Annotated in this window: 17 protein-coding genes; 8 read left to right on the top strand and 9 right to left on the bottom strand. The window is 62.9% G+C overall.

All coding sequences use genetic code 11. The annotated features are described in order from the left end of the window. Window positions 1-8 precede the first annotated feature (8 nt). The 3 genes from NKJ84_RS02830 to NKJ84_RS02820 all read left to right on the top strand — a co-directional run bounded on the left by NKJ84_RS02830 (window position 9) and on the right by NKJ84_RS02820 (window position 3190). A complete protein-coding gene (locus tag NKJ84_RS02830; protein WP_352505236.1) occupies window positions 9-998 on the top strand; it encodes an L-threonylcarbamoyladenylate synthase in 990 nt (329 codons plus the stop codon). Between the two features lie 9 nt (window positions 999-1007). Further along, complete coding sequence (locus NKJ84_RS02825; protein ID WP_352505235.1) at window positions 1008-2438, top strand: FAD-binding oxidoreductase; 1431 nt, start codon at window positions 1008-1010, stop codon at window positions 2436-2438. 185 nt (window positions 2439-2623) lie between these two features. Continuing rightward, window positions 2624-3190, top strand: coding sequence for a DUF6101 family protein (locus NKJ84_RS02820; protein WP_023674094.1), 567 nt, complete (start codon window positions 2624-2626; stop codon window positions 3188-3190). Here NKJ84_RS02820 and ubiA read toward each other — a convergent pair whose 3' ends face one another. Then, window positions 3191-4174: a 4-hydroxybenzoate octaprenyltransferase gene (gene ubiA, locus NKJ84_RS02815; protein WP_352470707.1), complete on the bottom strand. Its 984-nt coding sequence runs from the start codon at window positions 4172-4174 to the stop codon at window positions 3191-3193. It abuts the gene before it with no gap. A gap of 156 nt (window positions 4175-4330) precedes the next feature. Between ubiA and purD the strand changes: the two genes are divergently transcribed. After that, window positions 4331-5608, top strand: a complete 1278-nt coding sequence (gene purD, locus NKJ84_RS02810; protein WP_352505234.1) for a phosphoribosylamine--glycine ligase — start codon at window positions 4331-4333, stop codon at window positions 5606-5608. A 21-nt stretch (window positions 5609-5629) separates the two neighbouring features. Here purD and NKJ84_RS02805 read toward each other — a convergent pair whose 3' ends face one another. From NKJ84_RS02805 to NKJ84_RS02795, 3 genes are all read right to left on the bottom strand, one after another. Continuing rightward, window positions 5630-6730, bottom strand: coding sequence for a glycoside hydrolase family 25 protein (locus NKJ84_RS02805; RefSeq protein ID WP_352505452.1), 1101 nt, complete (start codon window positions 6728-6730; stop codon window positions 5630-5632). Window positions 6731-6925: 195 nt separating this feature from the next. After that, a complete protein-coding gene (locus NKJ84_RS02800) occupies window positions 6926-7429 on the bottom strand; it encodes a GNAT family N-acetyltransferase (protein ID WP_352501976.1) in 504 nt (167 codons plus the stop codon). Beyond that, on the bottom strand, window positions 7426-7806 hold the full coding sequence (locus NKJ84_RS02795) for a type II toxin-antitoxin system TacA family antitoxin (RefSeq protein WP_352505233.1): 381 nt from the start codon (window positions 7804-7806) through the stop codon (window positions 7426-7428). The genes NKJ84_RS02800 and NKJ84_RS02795 overlap by 4 nt, the downstream gene beginning before the upstream one ends. Before the next feature lie 123 nt (window positions 7807-7929). On the opposite strand from NKJ84_RS02795, the gene NKJ84_RS02790 reads away from it, so the two are divergent. Further along, the gene (locus tag NKJ84_RS02790) at window positions 7930-9693 is read left to right on the top strand and encodes an acyl-CoA dehydrogenase family protein (RefSeq protein ID WP_352505232.1); all 1764 of its coding nucleotides are present in this window, start codon (window positions 7930-7932) and stop codon (window positions 9691-9693) included. A gap of 53 nt (window positions 9694-9746) precedes the next feature. Next, window positions 9747-10499 (top strand): crotonase/enoyl-CoA hydratase family protein, encoded by a 753-nt coding sequence (locus tag NKJ84_RS02785; protein ID WP_352505231.1) that lies wholly within the window; start codon window positions 9747-9749, stop codon window positions 10497-10499. Between the two features lie 72 nt (window positions 10500-10571). Here NKJ84_RS02785 and NKJ84_RS02780 read toward each other — a convergent pair whose 3' ends face one another. Both NKJ84_RS02780 and pdxH read right to left on the bottom strand, forming a co-directional pair. Beyond that, window positions 10572-10847: a hypothetical protein gene (locus tag NKJ84_RS02780; RefSeq protein WP_023674100.1), complete on the bottom strand. Its 276-nt coding sequence runs from the start codon at window positions 10845-10847 to the stop codon at window positions 10572-10574. Between the two features lie 266 nt (window positions 10848-11113). Continuing rightward, window positions 11114-11731 carry a pyridoxamine 5'-phosphate oxidase gene (pdxH, locus tag NKJ84_RS02775; protein WP_352470672.1) on the bottom strand — a complete coding sequence of 206 codons (618 nt, stop codon included), beginning with the start codon at window positions 11729-11731 and terminating at the stop codon, window positions 11114-11116. Between the two features lie 39 nt (window positions 11732-11770). Between pdxH and NKJ84_RS02770 the strand changes: the two genes are divergently transcribed. Continuing rightward, a complete protein-coding gene (locus NKJ84_RS02770; protein WP_352470671.1) occupies window positions 11771-12232 on the top strand; it encodes an RT0821/Lpp0805 family surface protein in 462 nt (153 codons plus the stop codon). 100 nt (window positions 12233-12332) lie between these two features. Then, entirely contained in the window at window positions 12333-13259 is a 927-nt protein-coding gene (locus NKJ84_RS02765; RefSeq protein ID WP_352501969.1) for a DnaJ C-terminal domain-containing protein, read from the top strand. 148 nt (window positions 13260-13407) lie between these two features. Here the strand turns inward: NKJ84_RS02765 and NKJ84_RS02760 are convergent, their stop codons facing one another. From NKJ84_RS02760 to NKJ84_RS02750, 3 genes are all read right to left on the bottom strand, one after another. Next, window positions 13408-14070, bottom strand: a complete 663-nt coding sequence (locus NKJ84_RS02760) for a hypothetical protein (protein WP_352505230.1) — start codon at window positions 14068-14070, stop codon at window positions 13408-13410. A 28-nt stretch (window positions 14071-14098) separates the two neighbouring features. Then, window positions 14099-15280 (bottom strand): gluzincin family metallopeptidase, encoded by a 1182-nt coding sequence (locus NKJ84_RS02755; protein ID WP_352505229.1) that lies wholly within the window; start codon window positions 15278-15280, stop codon window positions 14099-14101. An 85-nt stretch (window positions 15281-15365) separates the two neighbouring features. After that, window positions 15366-16034 (bottom strand): TfuA-like protein, encoded by a 669-nt coding sequence (locus NKJ84_RS02750; RefSeq protein ID WP_352505228.1) that lies wholly within the window; start codon window positions 16032-16034, stop codon window positions 15366-15368. Between the last annotated feature and the right edge of the window lie 52 nt (window positions 16035-16086).

The raw sequence follows: 16086 nt of genomic DNA, 5'->3' as shown, positions 1-16086 counted from the left end.
TGGCGACAGTGGCTGAAATTCGTGCCGTGGGCGAGGCGATGGAAAGGGCGTTGGCGCTGCTCGAGAGCGGCGATGTCGTCGCCATCCCGACCGAAACCGTCTATGGGCTGGCCGGCGACGCGACCAACGGCGTTGCCGTGGCTCGTATCTTCGAAGCCAAGGGCCGACCTCGCTTCAACCCGCTGATCGCCCATATTGCCGATCCGGCGATGGCCGAGCGCATCGCGCTGTTCGATCCGCTGTCGGAAAGATTGGCGCAGGCATTCTGGCCGGGGCCGCTGACGCTCGTCCTGCCGCAACGGCCCGGCAACGGCATTCATCCGCTGGTCACCGCAGGGCTGGACACCATCGCGCTGCGCATGCCGAAAGGCTTTGGCGGCGAGCTGATCGCCAGGTTCGGTCGCGCGCTGGCGGCGCCCAGCGCCAATTCCTCGGGCAGGATCAGCGCCACGACGGCGGAAGCCGTGGCCGCCGACCTCGGCCCCAGGATCAAGCTGGTGGTCGATGGCGGCGCGACGACGGTCGGGCTGGAATCGACCATCCTCAAGGTCGAAGCTGGAAAGCTGCGGCTGTTGCGGCCGGGCGGTATTGCCGCCGAAGAGATCGAAGCAGTCGCCGGGGTGAAGTTGCTGCGCGGCGCTTCGGCCGTCGAGGCGCCCGGCATGCTCGCCTCGCACTATGCACCAGGTGCGGCGGTACGGCTCAATGCTGCGGAGGTCGCACCGGGCGAAGCCTTGCTGGCCTTCGGCCGCAGCCGTGCCGAAGGCTGGCACGATGCAGCCGCACTGCGCAATCTGTCGGAGACCGGCGACCTGCGCGAGGCAGCAAGCAATCTCTTCGCTCATCTGCAGGATCTCGATCGCAGCGGCGCCAAAACCATCGCTGTCGAGCCGATCCCGTTCGACGGCTTGGGCGAGGCGATCAACGACAGGCTTTGGCGCGCCGCCGCCCCGCGTGACAAGATCGCCCCTCGTGACAAGATGGATTGGGCACCATAGTTTCCACACATGAATGACATTTCCCCAGGTCTCGACCCCGCCGTCGTCGCGCGCTTTGCGACAATCGTCGGCGACAAATATGCGCTGCGCGACCAGCAGGACATCGCGCCTTACCTCGCCGAGCGGCGCGGACTTTGGCACGGCAGGACGGCGCTGGTGCTGAGGCCGGGGACCGTCGAGGAGGTCAGCCGCATCATGCGACTGGCGACCGAAACCGGCACGCCCATCGTGCCGCAAAGCGGCAACACCGGGCTAGTCGGTGCCCAGGTGCCCGATGCTTCCGGTCGCGAGATCGTGCTATCGCTGTCGCGGCTGAACCGCATCCGCGAAATCGATACGCTGTCCAACACGGTGACGGTCGAAACCGGCGTCATCCTGCAGACGCTGCAGGAAGCGGCCGATGCCGCCGACCGGCTGTTTCCGCTGTCGCTTGCCGCGCAAGGCTCCTGCCAGATCGGCGGCAATCTCTCCTCCAACGCCGGCGGCACCGGCGTGCTTGCCTACGGCAATGCGCGCGAGCTGTGCCTCGGCGTCGAAGTGGTGCTGCCGACCGGCGAAGTGTTCGACGATCTGCGCAAGCTGAAAAAGGACAATACCGGTTACGATTTGAAGAACCTGTTCGTCGGCGCGGAAGGCACGCTCGGCATCATCACCGCCGCCGTGCTCAAGCTTTTCCCCAAGCCGAAGGGGCGCGAGGTGGCGTTTGCCGGCCTGTCATCGCCGGAGGCGGCACTGTCGCTGTTCAGCCTGGCGATGGATCGTGCCGGGGCAGCGCTCACCGCCTTCGAGCTGATCGGCCAGAGGCCCTACGACTCTACGCTTGCCCACGCGCAAGGCGTGGTGCGGCCGCTGGCCGGCGATTGGCCGTGGTATGTGCTGATGCAGATCTCGTCGGGCCGTTCGGCCGACGATGCCAGGGCCCTGATCGAGGAGGTGCTGGAGGCAGGCCTCGAGCAAGGGATCGTCGGCGATGCGGTGATCGCGGCAAGCATGGCCCAGGGCGACGCGTTCTGGAATTTCCGCGAGGTGCTGCCCGAGGCGCAGAAACCGGAAGGTGCCTCGATCAAGCACGACATCTCGGTGCCGGTAGCATTAATCCCGCCATTCATCGAAAGCGCCGCCGGCGCCGTGCAGTCGGTCAGTCCCGGCGCACGCGTCGTCTGCTTCGGCCACATGGGCGACGGCAACCTGCACTACAATATCTCCCGGCCGGTCGACGGCGATGACGAGGCGTTTCTCGGCCTTTACCACGTCATGAACAAGGCCGTGCACGACGTCGTGCGCTCGTTTCATGGCTCCATCTCGGCCGAGCACGGCATCGGCCAGTTGAAGCGGGACGAATTGATCGCGACGGCGCCGCCGATGGCAATCGAGCTGATGCGCAGGGTGAAGGCCGCGTTCGACCCGGCCGGCATCATGAATCCCGGTAAGGTTATCTGATCCTTTCGCCGGCCTGCGCCGGTTCGCAATCCGATAACCATCCGCCCCGGATCAGCAAAATTTAACCGACTTTCTTAAGCGCGAGGATAAGAAGCTCGCGCTAATGTTTCTCCACAACGAGGCTGGGAAAACCGGCCCGGAGAACCGGAAACACCGGCTCTCAGGAGAAACAGGAAAGGCACAATATGAACACTGGACTGAAGCCAGTCTGGGCCGGGCGCAATATGCGCCTTGATCCATTCCGCCTGCCGCAGGTGGTGAGCTACGCCACGCGCGACGACTATGGCGACGTTACCTTCACCATCGACCAGCGCGGCGCGGTTATCCGCCGCACGCTGGAGATGAGCGGCGTGCCGGCGATCATCGCTCTGCCCGCCAACGCGTTTCGCGGCGTCGCCGCCCGCGCGATGGAGGATCCGGATGGCAATGTCACAGTGACGCTTGAGCTTCTGCACAATGATCCGATGCTGTCGGTGCCGCTGCTGGTCGCCGACGATCTCGACGACGTCGCCGCCGACTGGCGCGCCTGGGCCGACGCCTACCGCCTGCCGATGCTGCTGATCGAGGCCGACGGCATCGCCCGCACGCTGGAAGAATCGCTCGGCGCCGCCATCAAGGCGCTGCCGGCGCAGGACCGCCGCAAGGGTCGCGTCTCGACCATGCGCCGCCCGCGCTTCCTCGCCCGCCGCCGCGCCGGCGACCTCGGCCTCAGGCTGGTCATCGGCGGCGAAGAGCTTATTTCGCGGGAATAGCTAAACCAGCGGCTTCAGCGCCACCCAGACCGCGCCGCCGATCAGGCCGAGGAAGATCAGCCAGCCGACCTGGTTGTTCGATCTGAACAGCCTCAGGCACTGGTCCGGATCGTCGATGTCGAGCACGCCGATCTGCCGCGCCAGATTCGCGCCGGCGGCGATCAGCCCGGCAAGTGCAGGCACCGGTGCCTGTGCCGAGGCAAAGGCGATGGCGAAGCAGACCAGCGCTCCGCCATAAAGCCCGGCCAGCCAGACCTTGGTATTGTCGCCGAACAGGCGCGCCGTCGAGCGCACGCCGACGATGGCGTCGTCTTCCTTGTCCTGATGCGCATAGATCGTGTCATAGCCGATCACCCACAGGATCGAGCCGATATAGAGCATGATTGCTGGCCCATCGAGATCGCCGAACTCGACCGCCCATCCCATCAGCGCTCCCCAGGAAAAGGCAAGGCCGAGAACGAGTTGCGGCCAATTGGTGTACCGCTTCATGAACGGGTAGACGGCGACGATGACCAGCGAGCCGATGCCGAGCAAGATGGCGAAGCTGTTGAACTGCAAAAGCACGGCAAGGCCGACCAGTGCCTGCACGACAACAAACATCCAGGCCTGCCGGCGCGTGACCTTGCCGGCCGGCAACGGCCGCGAGCGCGTGCGTTCCACCTGGTTGTCGATGTCCTCGTCGACCAAATCATTGTAGGTGCAGCCGGCGCCGCGCATGGCGAACGCGCCAAGAAAAAACAGCAGCAGATACCACGGCGACGGCAGCAGAGAGAGAAGCGGGTCCGTCGGACGCGGATAGGCGCTCGCGGCAAGCGCAGCCGACCACCAGCATGGCCACAGCAGCAATTGCCAGCCGATCGGCCGGTCCCACCGGGCAAGCTGCGCATAGGGCCACAACCGCCGCGGCAGCACGCGATAGACCCAGTGGCCGCTCGGCGCATCGGCGACGCGGCCCTGGGCCGCTTTCGACTGGACGGTTTCCATTTTGCTGGAGTGGCAGCAGAGGCGAATGCCGTCAAGCGTCAAGCAGCCCCCGCACGCTCGCCACGCGCAATCGGCGCTTCGGCAGCCAAATGTCTTGACCCGTCGCGCGCGGCGCAATAGCGCAGTCCTGGTCGTGAAATGGCAAGGAATCTGGGCATGCGTGTTTTGCTGATCGGCTCCGGCGGACGAGAGCATGCGCTTGCCTGGAAGATCGCGGCGTCGCCGCTGCTGACCAAACTCTACGCGGCGCCCGGCAATCCGGGGATCGGCCACGAAGCCGAACTGGTGAGGCTCGATACTGCCGATCACGCAGCGGTGGTCCGGTTTTGCCGCGAGAATGAAATAGGCCTCGTCGTGGTCGGGCCGGAAGGGCCGCTGGTCGCCGGCATTGCCGACGACCTGCGCGCCGAGGGCATCCGCGTCTTCGGACCGTCAAAGGCAGCGGCACGGCTGGAAGGCTCGAAAGGTTTCACCAAAGACCTCTGCGCCAAATACGGCATCCCGACCGCCGCCTATGGCCGCTTCGGCGATCTGGCTTCGGCCAGGACCTATGTCGAGAAGACGGGTGCGCCGATCGTCATCAAGGCCGACGGCCTCGCTGCCGGCAAGGGCGTCACCGTCGCCATGACGCTTGACGAGGCGCTGGCCGCGCTCGACGCCTGTTTTGACGGCTCCTTCGGCCAGGCCGGCGCGGAAGTGGTGGTCGAGGAGTTTCTCGTCGGCGAAGAAGCAAGTTTCTTCTGCCTGTGCGACGGCACCACCGCGCTGCCCTTCGGCACCGCGCAGGACCACAAGCGCCTCAGTGACGGCGACACCGGCCCGAACACCGGCGGTATGGGCGCCTATTCGCCGGCCCCGGTGATGACGCCGGAAATGATCGACCGAACCATGCGCGAGATCGTCGAGCCGACCATGCGCGGCATGGCTGAAACAGGCGCGCCGTTTTCCGGCGTGCTGTTCGCCGGGCTGATGATCACTGACAGCGGGCCGAAGCTGATCGAATACAATACCCGTTTCGGCGACCCGGAATGCCAGGTGCTGATGATGCGGCTGAAGGACGATCTGCTCGTCCTGCTCAACGCAGCCGCCGACGGCCAGCTGGCGCATACTTCGGTGCGCTGGCGCGACGAGGCGGCGCTCACCGTGGTGATGGCAGCCAGGGGTTATCCCGGCACGCCGGAAAGGGGCTCGGTCATCCGCGGCGTCGAGGCGGCGGCGGGTGAGGGCGTCGAGATATTTCATGCCGGCACCGCCATCAACGGCGGCGCACTCGTCGCCAATGGCGGTCGCGTGCTCAACATCACGGCGACCGGCCGCACCGTCGGCGAGGCGCAGAAGAAGGCTTACGCCGCGCTCGACCGGATCGACTGGCCGCAAGGCTTTTGCCGCCGCGACATTGGCTGGCTGGCGGTGGCGCGCGAGCAGGCGAACTGATGCTTCGGGCTGCCTTCGGCCTCAGCGCAAGCCGTGGTCGAATTCGGTCGAGACGCTGCTGACCGCATCGGCGGTGGAGACAAATCCTGGCACCGATGCCGCACGCTTTTCGTTTCGCGTCCAGGCGACATATTCGGCAATCCCGCGCAGAAGGCCCGGCGCCGCCTTCGCCGCAGGCATTTGAAAGCCGCTGCTGAACCTGGCCAGGCGCGCCCTGAATACCGCGACCATCTCCTCGACGCTTGCTGGCGTCACGCTGGCGTAAGTGATGGTGCCGCCGGCGAGCCCCGCCTCGCGTGAGAGCGGCACCGGTATCGAGGTGAGATAATCCGGCTGCACGTCGATCAGGCCGCCGAACGGCCACTGCGCGCGCAATTCCGTGGCGTTCATCGGCGCGGCGCTGACGTCGATATCGTTGGGTGTGCCCGCGACCCTGTAAGGGCAGCGGAACCGGCCGCAGTTTGCTCGCGCCGAAAACTGCCAGAGCGCATAACCCTGCCAGTTGCCCATCGGAAAATGCACGCCGATGTCTGGCTTGTAGCGCGCATACCACAGCGGCAGCCGCGACAGCAGCTGGTATTTGTATCTGTTGTCGGCGATGTGCCGGGCGGTCGTTCCATTGGTGTAGAGCACCGGAAAGCGGCCGAGCCGCCGATGCACCTGACGGACGAATTCTTCGGCGTCGTCCAGCGACATCCACTGCGTCGGGTCGTCGTCCTCGATGTCGAGGGCAAGCAGGTCGTCCGGCCCGGGTTCGGCGAACTCGATGAAATGATTGGCCTGGCCGACCGGGTTGCCGGGGCGGGCGAGGTGATAGGCGCCCCATTTCAAGCCAAGCGCCTTGGCCACAACCTTGCGCGTCTGGAACAGCTCACGCGCCACCGCATGGCGCTTCCAAAGCGTCTTGCACAGCCGCACCTCGGTCTCGTCGCCGAAACAGAAATAGGGTGGCGGCATTCCGTCGGATGCCTTGTTGATGAAGCCGACAAGACGCTTGTCGGTGGCAAGCCTGGTCCAGTCGATGGAATTGTATTCGTAGGCGTCGACGACCAGCGCCCGGTCGGCATCCTTCCAAGGTTCGGAGAAATCCGAGGCCTTTGCCGGCGTCAGCGCCAGGGTCATCGCGGCCGCGACAACGAGAAGCGCTGAGCGGACAAGGGGGCGCGCCGGCGTTTTCAAACAGCAGATCCTTGCTGGCCAAAGCCAAATCCTGAACCGCCATGGTTAAGGAAATGCTTCGGGTGCCGAGTGGGCGAGTTGGAGCGCTGGCGAAGCGATCCTTGGTGCTCCTCAAGAGCAAAGCGATGGTTGCGATTGTCAGCCAAATAGCTTCAACGCTGTTGCTATGGGCAGGAACAGTGATAGCGGGCGGCTCTGAAACGAGGTGAAGCCATGCCTGCGATAATACGCGACCGCCTGGTCATCCTTGGCATCGACAATCAACGCGAAGGCTGCTGGGGCAGCGCTAACGCTACGTCGTAGCGCATCCACGATCAGCGCCGACCCGACCCGCCGCCGCTGGTATCGGGCATCGACGGCCAGCCTGCCGACCAATATCGCGGGCAGAACCGGGTAGCGTGGCAGATGTTTTGTCTGTTCGTCAGGCAAGGACGCGATTGGTATGCTCGACGCCGCCAAAGTGTAATATCCGGCGATCGCGCCGCCATCGCGATCCACGGCAACGAAGCAATTGCCGACTCGGCGTTTGACATCCTGGCTGGCTTGCTCCCGAATGTAGCGGTCGAGCGCCGGTACCCCGCAGCTGAACGCCTTGCGATCATGCGATCCGCCGAGCGGTTCGATAATGACGGCGAAAGTCACCGGGTTTCGACGACCAGCCGTTTGTGGGCGTCGGCAGCTTTGCGCAGTGCCTCATTAGGCTCGGGCGGATTGAGAATCGCCTCCATCATGGCGCGCTGATCTTCGATGGAGATACGCATGATGGTGGTGTTCTCGATAGTACGCTGCGCCGCCTCTTGAGCGGCGGCGACCACGAAGTCGCTGACGCTGCGGCCCTGGATTTCGGCGGCACGTTTCACCACGTCCAGCATATCCGGCGAAATACGGGCTTCGAGACGGGCGGTGCGGGTCTGTTGGTTTGGCATTATCGTCACCCCTGATGCTACCTTGTACGGGAAATAGCCGTACAAATCAAGTGCGTCGTCCGGCTCTAAATAATTTTGCAGACGAGCCAGCAACTGCAAAATCCGCGTGACAAAGTTTGACGTTTACGCAAAACGAAGGTGGACGGGGAGCGTCGGCACGGATCTTGAGTTGACCTGCCGGACTGAGGAGAGCCGGACAGAGGAGGAGCGAGCGCCATGTATCGGGCACCGGTCGAGGAGATCGCCTTCACCCTGAAGCATGTCGCCGGCTTGAAGCCGGCGCTCGATATCGGCATCTTTGGCGAACTCGGCGAGGACCTCGTCGACGCCATTCTGGCCGAGGCCGGCCGCTTCGCCAGTGAGGAGGTGGCGCCGCTCTACAAGATCGGCGACCAGCAAGGCGCGGTGCTCGACGGCGCTGCCGTCACCACCCCGCCCGGCTGGAAGGAACTTTATCGCCGCTGGATCGGCGGCGGCTGGAATGCGCTGTCCGCGCCTGAAGCGTATGGCGGCCAGGCGCTGCCGGCCATGCTCGGCGTCGCCGCGCTCGAAATGTGGAACTCCGCCTCGATGGCGTTCGGCATCGCCCCGACGCTGACCATGGGCGCGGTCGAAGCACTCGACAAACATGGCTCGCAGGCACTCAAGGCCAGATATCTGGAAAAGCTGGTCTCCGGCGAATGGATGGGCACCATGAACCTGACCGAGCCGCAGGCAGGGTCGGACCTGAATGCCTTGCGAACCCGCGCCGAACCGGCCGGCGACGGCACCTACCGCATCTTCGGGCAAAAGATCTTCATCACCTATGGCGAGCACGATTTCACCGACAACATCATCCATCTGGTGCTGGCGCGGCTGCCGGACGCGCCAGCCGGCACACGCGGCCTGTCGTTGTTCCTGGTGCCGAAATTCCTGGTCGGAGACGATGGCGCGCTGGGCGCACGCAACGACGTCTTCTGCTCCGGGCTGGAGCACAAACTGGGCATCCACGCTTCGCCGACCTGCACGATGATTTATGGCGATGGCTTCGAAGGCACCGCGCCCGGCGCGATCGGCTGGCTGGTCGGCGGGGAGAACAAGGGCCTCGCCTGCATGTTCACCATGATGAACAATGCGCGCCTTGCCGTCGGCATTCAGGGTGTCGCGGTCGCTGAGGCGGCGACGCAGAAGGCGCTCGCCTATGCAAACGATCGCCGGCAAGGCAAGGCGGCAAGCTATGGCGGTGCCGACATGGCGCCGATCGTGCATCACCCCGACATCCAGCGCAGTCTTCTGACCATGAAGGCGCTGACCCAGATTGCCCGTGCCATCTGCTATTCCTGCGCCCACGCCATCGATCTTGCGTCGCAGAGCGAAGATGCAAAGCACTGGCAGGAGCGCGCCAATCTGTTGACGCCGCTGGCCAAGGCCTTTTCGACCGACGTCGGCGTCGAGGTCGCCTCGCTTGGGCTGCAGGTGCATGGCGGCATGGGGTTCATCGAGGAGACAGGGGCCGCAGCACTTTATCGCGACGCGCGCATCGCGCCCATTTACGAAGGCACCAATGGCATCCAGGCGATCGATCTGGTGACACGCAAGCTGCCGCTCGGCGGCGGCCGGCATGTGCATGGCTACATCGCCGAACTCAAGGCCGTCGCCGATGCGGTGCGAGCGTCGAACCTTGAAGGCTTCGGCCGCACCGCCGATCGCCTCGACCAGGCGCTCGACGAGCTCTCCCAGGCAACCCGTTTCCTGCAAGACCTGCAAGCCGAAGGCCGATCGGACGAGGCGCTGGCCGGCGCCACACCCTATCTCAGGCTGATCTCGCTTGCCGCGGGCGGGGCCTATCTGGCGCGCGGCGCGCTTGCCGACCAAAACCGCATCGCGCTTTGCCGGTTCTTCGCCGAGAACCTGCTTGGCGAAGTGGCCGCGCTCAAAGAGCGCGTCGTCGGCGGCGCCGACAGCCTTGCCGTTGCCGGCAAGGCGCTGATTTCAGCCTGACGTTCGCACGCGCCGAAATTCACAAAGGCCCGAAATTCACAAAGGACCAATCCGTGACAGAGCACATCCTCGTCGAGCGCCAGGGCGCCATCCAGATCATCCGCATGAACCGTCCGGACAAGAAGAACGCCCTGACCCGCGCCATGTACGCGACGATGTCGGCGGCTCTTGCCGGCGGCGACGCCGATCCGGCGATCCGCGTCCATGTCTTTCTCGGCGTCCCCGGTGCCTTCTCGTCCGGCAACGACCTTGCCGATTTCATGGTCGTCGCCTCGGGCGGCGAAGGCGGTTCCGAGGTCTGGGATTTCCTGATGGCGCTGGCCAAGGTGGAAAAGCCGATGGTTTCCGGCGTCGACGGCATTGCCGTCGGTATCGGCACCACGCTCAACCTGCATTGCGACCTGACGTTCGCCACGCCGCGCACAATGTTCCGGACGCCCTTCGTCGATCTCGGCCTTGTGCCGGAGGCAGGATCGAGCCTGCTCGCGCCGCAGATCCTCGGCCGCCAAGGCGCCTTCGCGCTGCTTGGCCTCGGCGAGGGCTTTTCGGCCGAGCGCGCGAAGGCCGCCGGGCTGATCTATGAGGTGGTCGAGGAAGAGGCACTCGAAGCATCGGTATTGGCGGCGGCGGGCCAGATCGCTGCCAAACCGCCGCAAGCGCTGAAGATCGCGCGCGACCTGATGCGCGGCTCGCGCGACGCCCTTGTCGAGCGCATCGGCCAAGAAAGCCAGCATTTCCGCGAGCGGCTCAAATCCGACGAGGCCCGCGCAGCCTTGACGGCCTTCATGACCAGGAAGAAGGCCTAGACCTTCTGGCCTTGTCTCGCATCGTGGACCCGCCGGCAGCAACCGGCGGGTTTTCTTGCCATGATCTCTTTGTCACATCGCCATTTTTTTACATTCGGCCTGGGCCTTTGCCGAAGACGTGTCGATCATGAATGTCTTGCCTTTGGCGTCGGTCATCAACATCATGCAATGCTTGATCGGTTTCGCCATTTTCATCATTTCGGCGCTCATCTTCGCGTCGGGCATCATGGTGCCCATATGCCCATCGGGCATGATCGCCATGACCTCCCCACCCTTCATCACCGTCATTGTCCCCATCGCATCCTCCGCAAAGGCCTGCGAAGCGAAGAGACAGGCAAGACCGGCCATCGTGACCAACCTGAGTGAATGCATTGTTTCCTCCTGAATTTGCGCCAGCGGCGCGTTGAGCCCTTTCCTGGTTCGTTCCGGCAAGCTGGAACGTTTCACGCACACGAGATCGTGATCGTGGGAATTGGAAATCCGCCAGAAGCGGCCCGGCCTTGGCCGCCTTCATGACTAGGAAGAAGGGCTGAAAAAATGGGCGCCGGTGCGGAAGCTGTCGATCTGCCCCACAAGGGCCCACAAGGGGGAGATCGGCGCTCCACCGTCGTGCCCTACGGATAAAGCCTCATTTTGTCCCAGCCGCCCTCGGCGTTGCGCGAAAACACGACACGGTCGTGCAGCCGGAACGGACGGTCGTGCCAGAACTCAATGCTCTGCGGCACGATGCGAAAGCCCGACCAGTGTTTTGGCCGCGGGATCTCGCCGATCGCGTGGCGCGCCGTATATTCGGCAACCGCCTTTTCCAGCGCGAAGCGGCTTTCCAGCGGCCGCGACTGCTTGGAGGCCCAGGCGCCGATGCGGCTGCCGCGCGGACGCGTCGCATAATAGGCATCGGCTTCGGCGTCGGTGACAATCTCCACCGGGCCCCGCGCCCGCACCTGCCGGCGCAGAGATTTCCAGTGGAAGCACATCGCTGCTTTCATGCTGCCAAGGATCTCGCGGCCCTTGGCGCTCTCGAAATTCGTGTAGAAGACAAAGCCACCCTCATCGAACCCCTTGAGCAGCACCATTCGCACATTCGGCATGCCCTCGGCATCGACCGTCGCCAGCGCCACGCTGTTGGGGTCGTTGATCTCGCTCTTCGTAGCGTCGTCGAGCCACGCCGCAAAAAGCCGGAACGGCTCCGCCGCCTCGGTAAAGTCACCGCTTGTTAACCCGGTTTCGCTCATAGTTTTCCCAAATTTGTCGCCGGCTGGGGAGATTGCCGATTGTCGCGTATCGCGCAAGCTTTTGACAGTGGGCAATGGAGCGTTATCGCTTCGGCCAGCGCCAAAGCCATGATCGTGACAATCATCCTGCCGCTTGCCGCCTGTGGCGGGGGCGGCTTCAGCCTGGAGCAGGCGGAGGTGGACCGCTCGATACTGACCTCGAGCACGCCGGCCTCAGTCACGCCGCTCGATCAGGACCGCGCTTCCGACCAGGCTACGATCCGCAACGCCGTGTCCTCCGCCGACGTCGAGCAACTGGCCGGGCAGGCCATTCCCTGGGCGAATGCCGACACCGGCTCGCGCGGCTCCATCACCGAGCTCGCAGAATTCAGGGCTAACGGTGAGACATGCCGTCGCTTCACCGCGTCGCGCGAGAGCTTCGACGGCGTCGCGCTGTTCAAAGGCGAAGTATGCCTGGCCGGCGGCAGCGCCTGGCGAATGCAGGACTTCAAGGCGCTCTGATTTTCCGCCGGCTATATAGCGGTAAGCCACTGGAATTTCTTCCTATGCAAGCGCATATAGGAGGCGATCATGGAACCACTCCTTCTCCAGGGCAGTAAGCATGCGCGACCCCTATGAGGTGCTGGGCGTTGCCAAGAACGCATCGGCCAAGGACATAAAATCGGCGTACCGGAAGCTCGCCAAGAAGTATCATCCGGACCAGAATCCGGATCCCAAGGCAAAGGAGCGTTTTGCCGCCGCCAATCAGGCTTACGAGATCGTCGGCGACGAGAAGAACCGGGCGGCTTTCGATCGCGGTGAGATCGACGCCGAAGGCAAACCGCGGTTTCAGGGTTTCGAGAGTGCGGCCGGCGGCGCCGATCCTTTCGCCGGTTTCCGCCGGCAGCAAGGGCCGGGCGGCGCGCATTTCGAATTCCGCACGGGCCGTCCCGGTGGTGACCCGTTCGACGGCAACAGCGACATCTTCAGCCAGATCTTCGGCGATGCTTTCAGCCAGCAGCGCGGCGCCGGCACGGGCGGCCGCCGTCAGGCGCCGACGGCCGCAGATCTCAACGTGACGCTGGACGTCACCATCGAGGAAGCCGCCACCGCCGAGAAAGTGACGGCGATGTTCCCCGACGGCCGCAAGATGGCGGTCAAGTTGCCGGCCTATGTCGAGGACGGCCAGACCATCCGGTTGAAAGGCCAGGGTGAGCAAGGACCGGGGCAGCCGGGCGATGCGCTGGTCAAGATCCGTTTCCGCCGGCACCCGCGCTACCGCGTCGAGGGCCGCGACCTGCATGTCGACCTGCCGGTAGAACTGGCCGATGCGGTGCATGGCGCCAAGGTGGCAGTCGAAACCCCGACCGGCAGGATTGCGGTCAACGTCCCCCCTTGGTCGAGCTCGGACAAGGTTCTGCGGCTGAAGGGCAGGGGCCTGCCGGAAAAGGCCGGCGGTCACGGCGACCTCTACGCGCACGTGCGGCTGATGCTGCCGGAAGGCGGCGACGCCGAGCTAGAGGCGCTGATGCGCCGGCGAAAGCGCTGACGGTCGAAAAGGCCGGCGCTTGACGTCGTAAGCGGGCGTGAGTGGTTTCATGCCGCGTCGGTTATTGACAGGAAACGAGCAACCAGCGCCACTGGGCTGGCCGACCACAACTCGCGATCGGCCATGCGCGCACTAGATCTAGCGTCTATCAGTCGCCAAGTCTTCCCCCGCGGTGCCCCATCATCATTCGGGACGCGTACATTGTGGGCGAGCTTTTGCCCGGTAGATTCGCGTCAAGAACAATCTGCTCGACGAAACCCTGATTCACTTCAATCTCCACGCATTTGTCGAGCTTATCAACGATCCAGACGGCGTATCCTTCACTCTCCTTGGATTTATAGTTGGAGTCGTCTTCAGGAATATCTGCCTCCGGATTTGCTGGAATTAACATTACCTTGGGCTTCGGGAGATCATAAGTATGACCCTCGTAGGCATATCCAAATATTACACCGCAACTAAGTATTTCTTTATCACCATTTGTCGGGTTTATATCAATCGCCCCAAGCATAAGCATAAACCTATTTACGATAGAATTAACAAACACATAACTGCTATTGTTAGGTGGGGTTTTACTAAGATATTTCTTAAACCGTAAAATTCTTTTGTCATCAGGATCGCCGTCATCAAGTATCTTTGCTATTATTATAGAATGATTCTTGTATTTTCCTGTTATTGGCTCCAATGTCTTTTTCTTTTTGCTGGATATAGGAAGACCAAGACCAGGTATTCCATAGAGGCGCACTTGTGTGGCGTTAAATGCTCCATGGGGATCTTTCGTGGTGTAAGTCGGTCGATGAAAATCGTCGCTCATGTTGTTACCCTCCGTTGCAATCACCAATTCATAAAATTTCCCGCCACCTGAAATTCTCTTCGAAGCTTGCCGCTATGGCCGGGCGGATGCGGTCGGACACTTCGATGATGGTGGAGGCTGCGACTGCGAATGTGAGATGATCGGCATCGAGGCGTGTCCACGCGCGCGCAAGCCCAAGCGCGACATCGTCGCGCGCCTTGATTAGCTCGGTCTTAAAAAGGAACGGACGGGCCCGGAATGCATCGCCCGTGAAGTCGGAGATGTGCCGCATGTCGGCTTCGCCAACCTGCCTGATGTCGAAGCCAAGCAGGCGCTCGTCGGCCAAGCCCTGCCGCACCAGGCCGGCATGGTAGAGATCGACCAGAGTATCGAACACCGCTCCCGTGAATGGGCGAGACCGGTCATGAATCTCTTCGGTCACTTCCGTCATCTTGCGCGAGTTACTGGCAAGGCGGATCTGGCGGTCGCCCGTCAGTTCGGCGATGCGGTTGAGCTCGTTGAGGACAAGCAGGTTTGCCTGGCTGTGCCGTAACAATCGATCCATCCCGCTGTCGAAATGCAGGAACGAAAGCAGCGAAATAAGATCGGCGTTGGCTTCGTGGAACGGCCCGAAGTCGCCGTCCTGCAGGCCTTGCGTGGGCACTCCGAAGAGAGAAAAGAGTATGGCGTGACCCATTTCGTGCGCGATCACGTCGAAGTTGAGGGCGTACGGATGGCCGCGCCCGTCGGCTCCACGCTCGCGGCCAAGCTCCAGATATCCAAACCCCGATTGCGCATTCTCCCAGTCAAGCCAGGGAATGATCTCAAGCCGCTCGTATGTTTCGGCGAAGTACCAGACAATCGGCTTGCCCAGATAGCTTTCCCAGATGTCCAGCACCCGGCTCGCGGCCGCGAACGCATGCGCTGCCAGGAACTGGCGCGACTGAAGAGAGAGGTGGTCGAAATGACCATCAAGGCCGGGTTCGGCTGGTGGGAAATACGCGCCAACAAAGGGCGGCAGGTAAGGATACTCGTACGGCTGCTTGTCCAGCACGGGATCACGCACGTATATGCGATGATCCTCCGGGCCCGGATGGATCAAACCAGGCGATGTTGAAATCCAGACCGCCTCGGGTTTCTCGTACCCAGAAACGTGAGGCGCTTGTGGGTATAGCAGGAAGCGCGTTCCAGCCGACATCCCCGCCCGACCGGCGACATCGAGCGCGTTCAACTGCGCGGCCCCTCTCATAGTCGGCAACACTAGCACGAAGCCTGCACTTCGTAAATTGCACCAGGTATCACCGGCAACTCTGTCGTCAGATTGCTAAGCCGGCGTCCTCCAAATCCTGGACAAACGCGACCGTCATTCTGAAATTCTTCAATTCCGCCGGCACCAATGCCTTTTCTCTCATAAGTTGCAGAGCCGACAGTGCGTCGCGTTTCTTTTGCTGAACGAAAGCTCCTGCGAGAATTTGCCGGCAGGCTTCGATATCATGGTCACCGGCTTCCGGTAATGTCTCGCGGACCATTCGCGACAGCGTACGTTCCCTAAAATTGAGGTTCCGGGCCGTATTCCCAAGCTTTCCTGACAAATCGGTGGAGATCAGGTTCCGCCTCCAAGCGGCGCGGACGGTTATTCGCAAATCAACCAAAGCGTGCGTTAGTGGCGAAAAATTCACCGCCTTCGGACCGTACAGCACTGCCACTGCGTCATCAGGCAGGAAAGCGAAGCGGCGATACCATCGATAGATAAGGCCAACGCCGTGCATGTACGGGTAAAGCTCGGCGGCTCGCAAGGCTCCCATGCTTCCCGCACCAATTACCGGGATGGCCTGGCTGATCGCCCACAGTATCTCCTTGTGCCTCACTGCCGGCTCAGCCTGGAAAGCGCCGTCTATGATGACAATTGCAGCCGGGTCATAACGCTGCACCGCGGCTATGATCGAGCCTTGTACCGCGGGCGCCAGGCAGATCACGTCGGCCACCTGCTGTGCCTCTGGATGCGATAGCGTGGGGCCGGTGAAAACGAGCCGAGGT

Origin of the sequence: Mesorhizobium sp. M0048 (genome assembly GCF_040323405.1) — a bacterium.
Taxonomy (GTDB): Bacteria; Pseudomonadota; Alphaproteobacteria; order Rhizobiales; family Rhizobiaceae; genus Mesorhizobium.
This window is presented reverse-complemented; position numbering and strand designations above follow the sequence as displayed.

What these genes read in the sequence shown, in the direction of transcription:
- NKJ84_RS02805 (WP_352505452.1), bottom strand. Translation starts at nt 6,730, where the DNA reads ATGACCCTGGCGCTGACGCCGGCAAAGGCCTCGGATTTCTCCGAACCT.
- pdxH (WP_352470672.1), bottom strand. Translation starts at nt 11,731, where the DNA reads ATGAGCGAAACCGGGTTAACAAGCGGTGACTTTACCGAGGCGGCGGAG.
- NKJ84_RS02765 (WP_352501969.1), top strand. Translation starts at nt 12,333, where the DNA reads ATGCGCGACCCCTATGAGGTGCTGGGCGTTGCCAAGAACGCATCGGCC.
- NKJ84_RS02825 (WP_352505235.1), top strand. Translation starts at nt 1,008, where the DNA reads ATGAATGACATTTCCCCAGGTCTCGACCCCGCCGTCGTCGCGCGCTTT.
- ubiA (WP_352470707.1), bottom strand. Translation starts at nt 4,174, where the DNA reads ATGGAAACCGTCCAGTCGAAAGCGGCCCAGGGCCGCGTCGCCGATGCG.
- NKJ84_RS02820 (WP_023674094.1), top strand. Translation starts at nt 2,624, where the DNA reads ATGAACACTGGACTGAAGCCAGTCTGGGCCGGGCGCAATATGCGCCTT.
- NKJ84_RS02780 (WP_023674100.1), bottom strand. Translation starts at nt 10,847, where the DNA reads ATGGCCGGTCTTGCCTGTCTCTTCGCTTCGCAGGCCTTTGCGGAGGAT.
- NKJ84_RS02760 (WP_352505230.1), bottom strand. Translation starts at nt 14,070, where the DNA reads ATGAGCGACGATTTTCATCGACCGACTTACACCACGAAAGATCCCCAT.
- NKJ84_RS02790 (WP_352505232.1), top strand. Translation starts at nt 7,930, where the DNA reads ATGTATCGGGCACCGGTCGAGGAGATCGCCTTCACCCTGAAGCATGTC.
- purD (WP_352505234.1), top strand. Translation starts at nt 4,331, where the DNA reads ATGCGTGTTTTGCTGATCGGCTCCGGCGGACGAGAGCATGCGCTTGCC.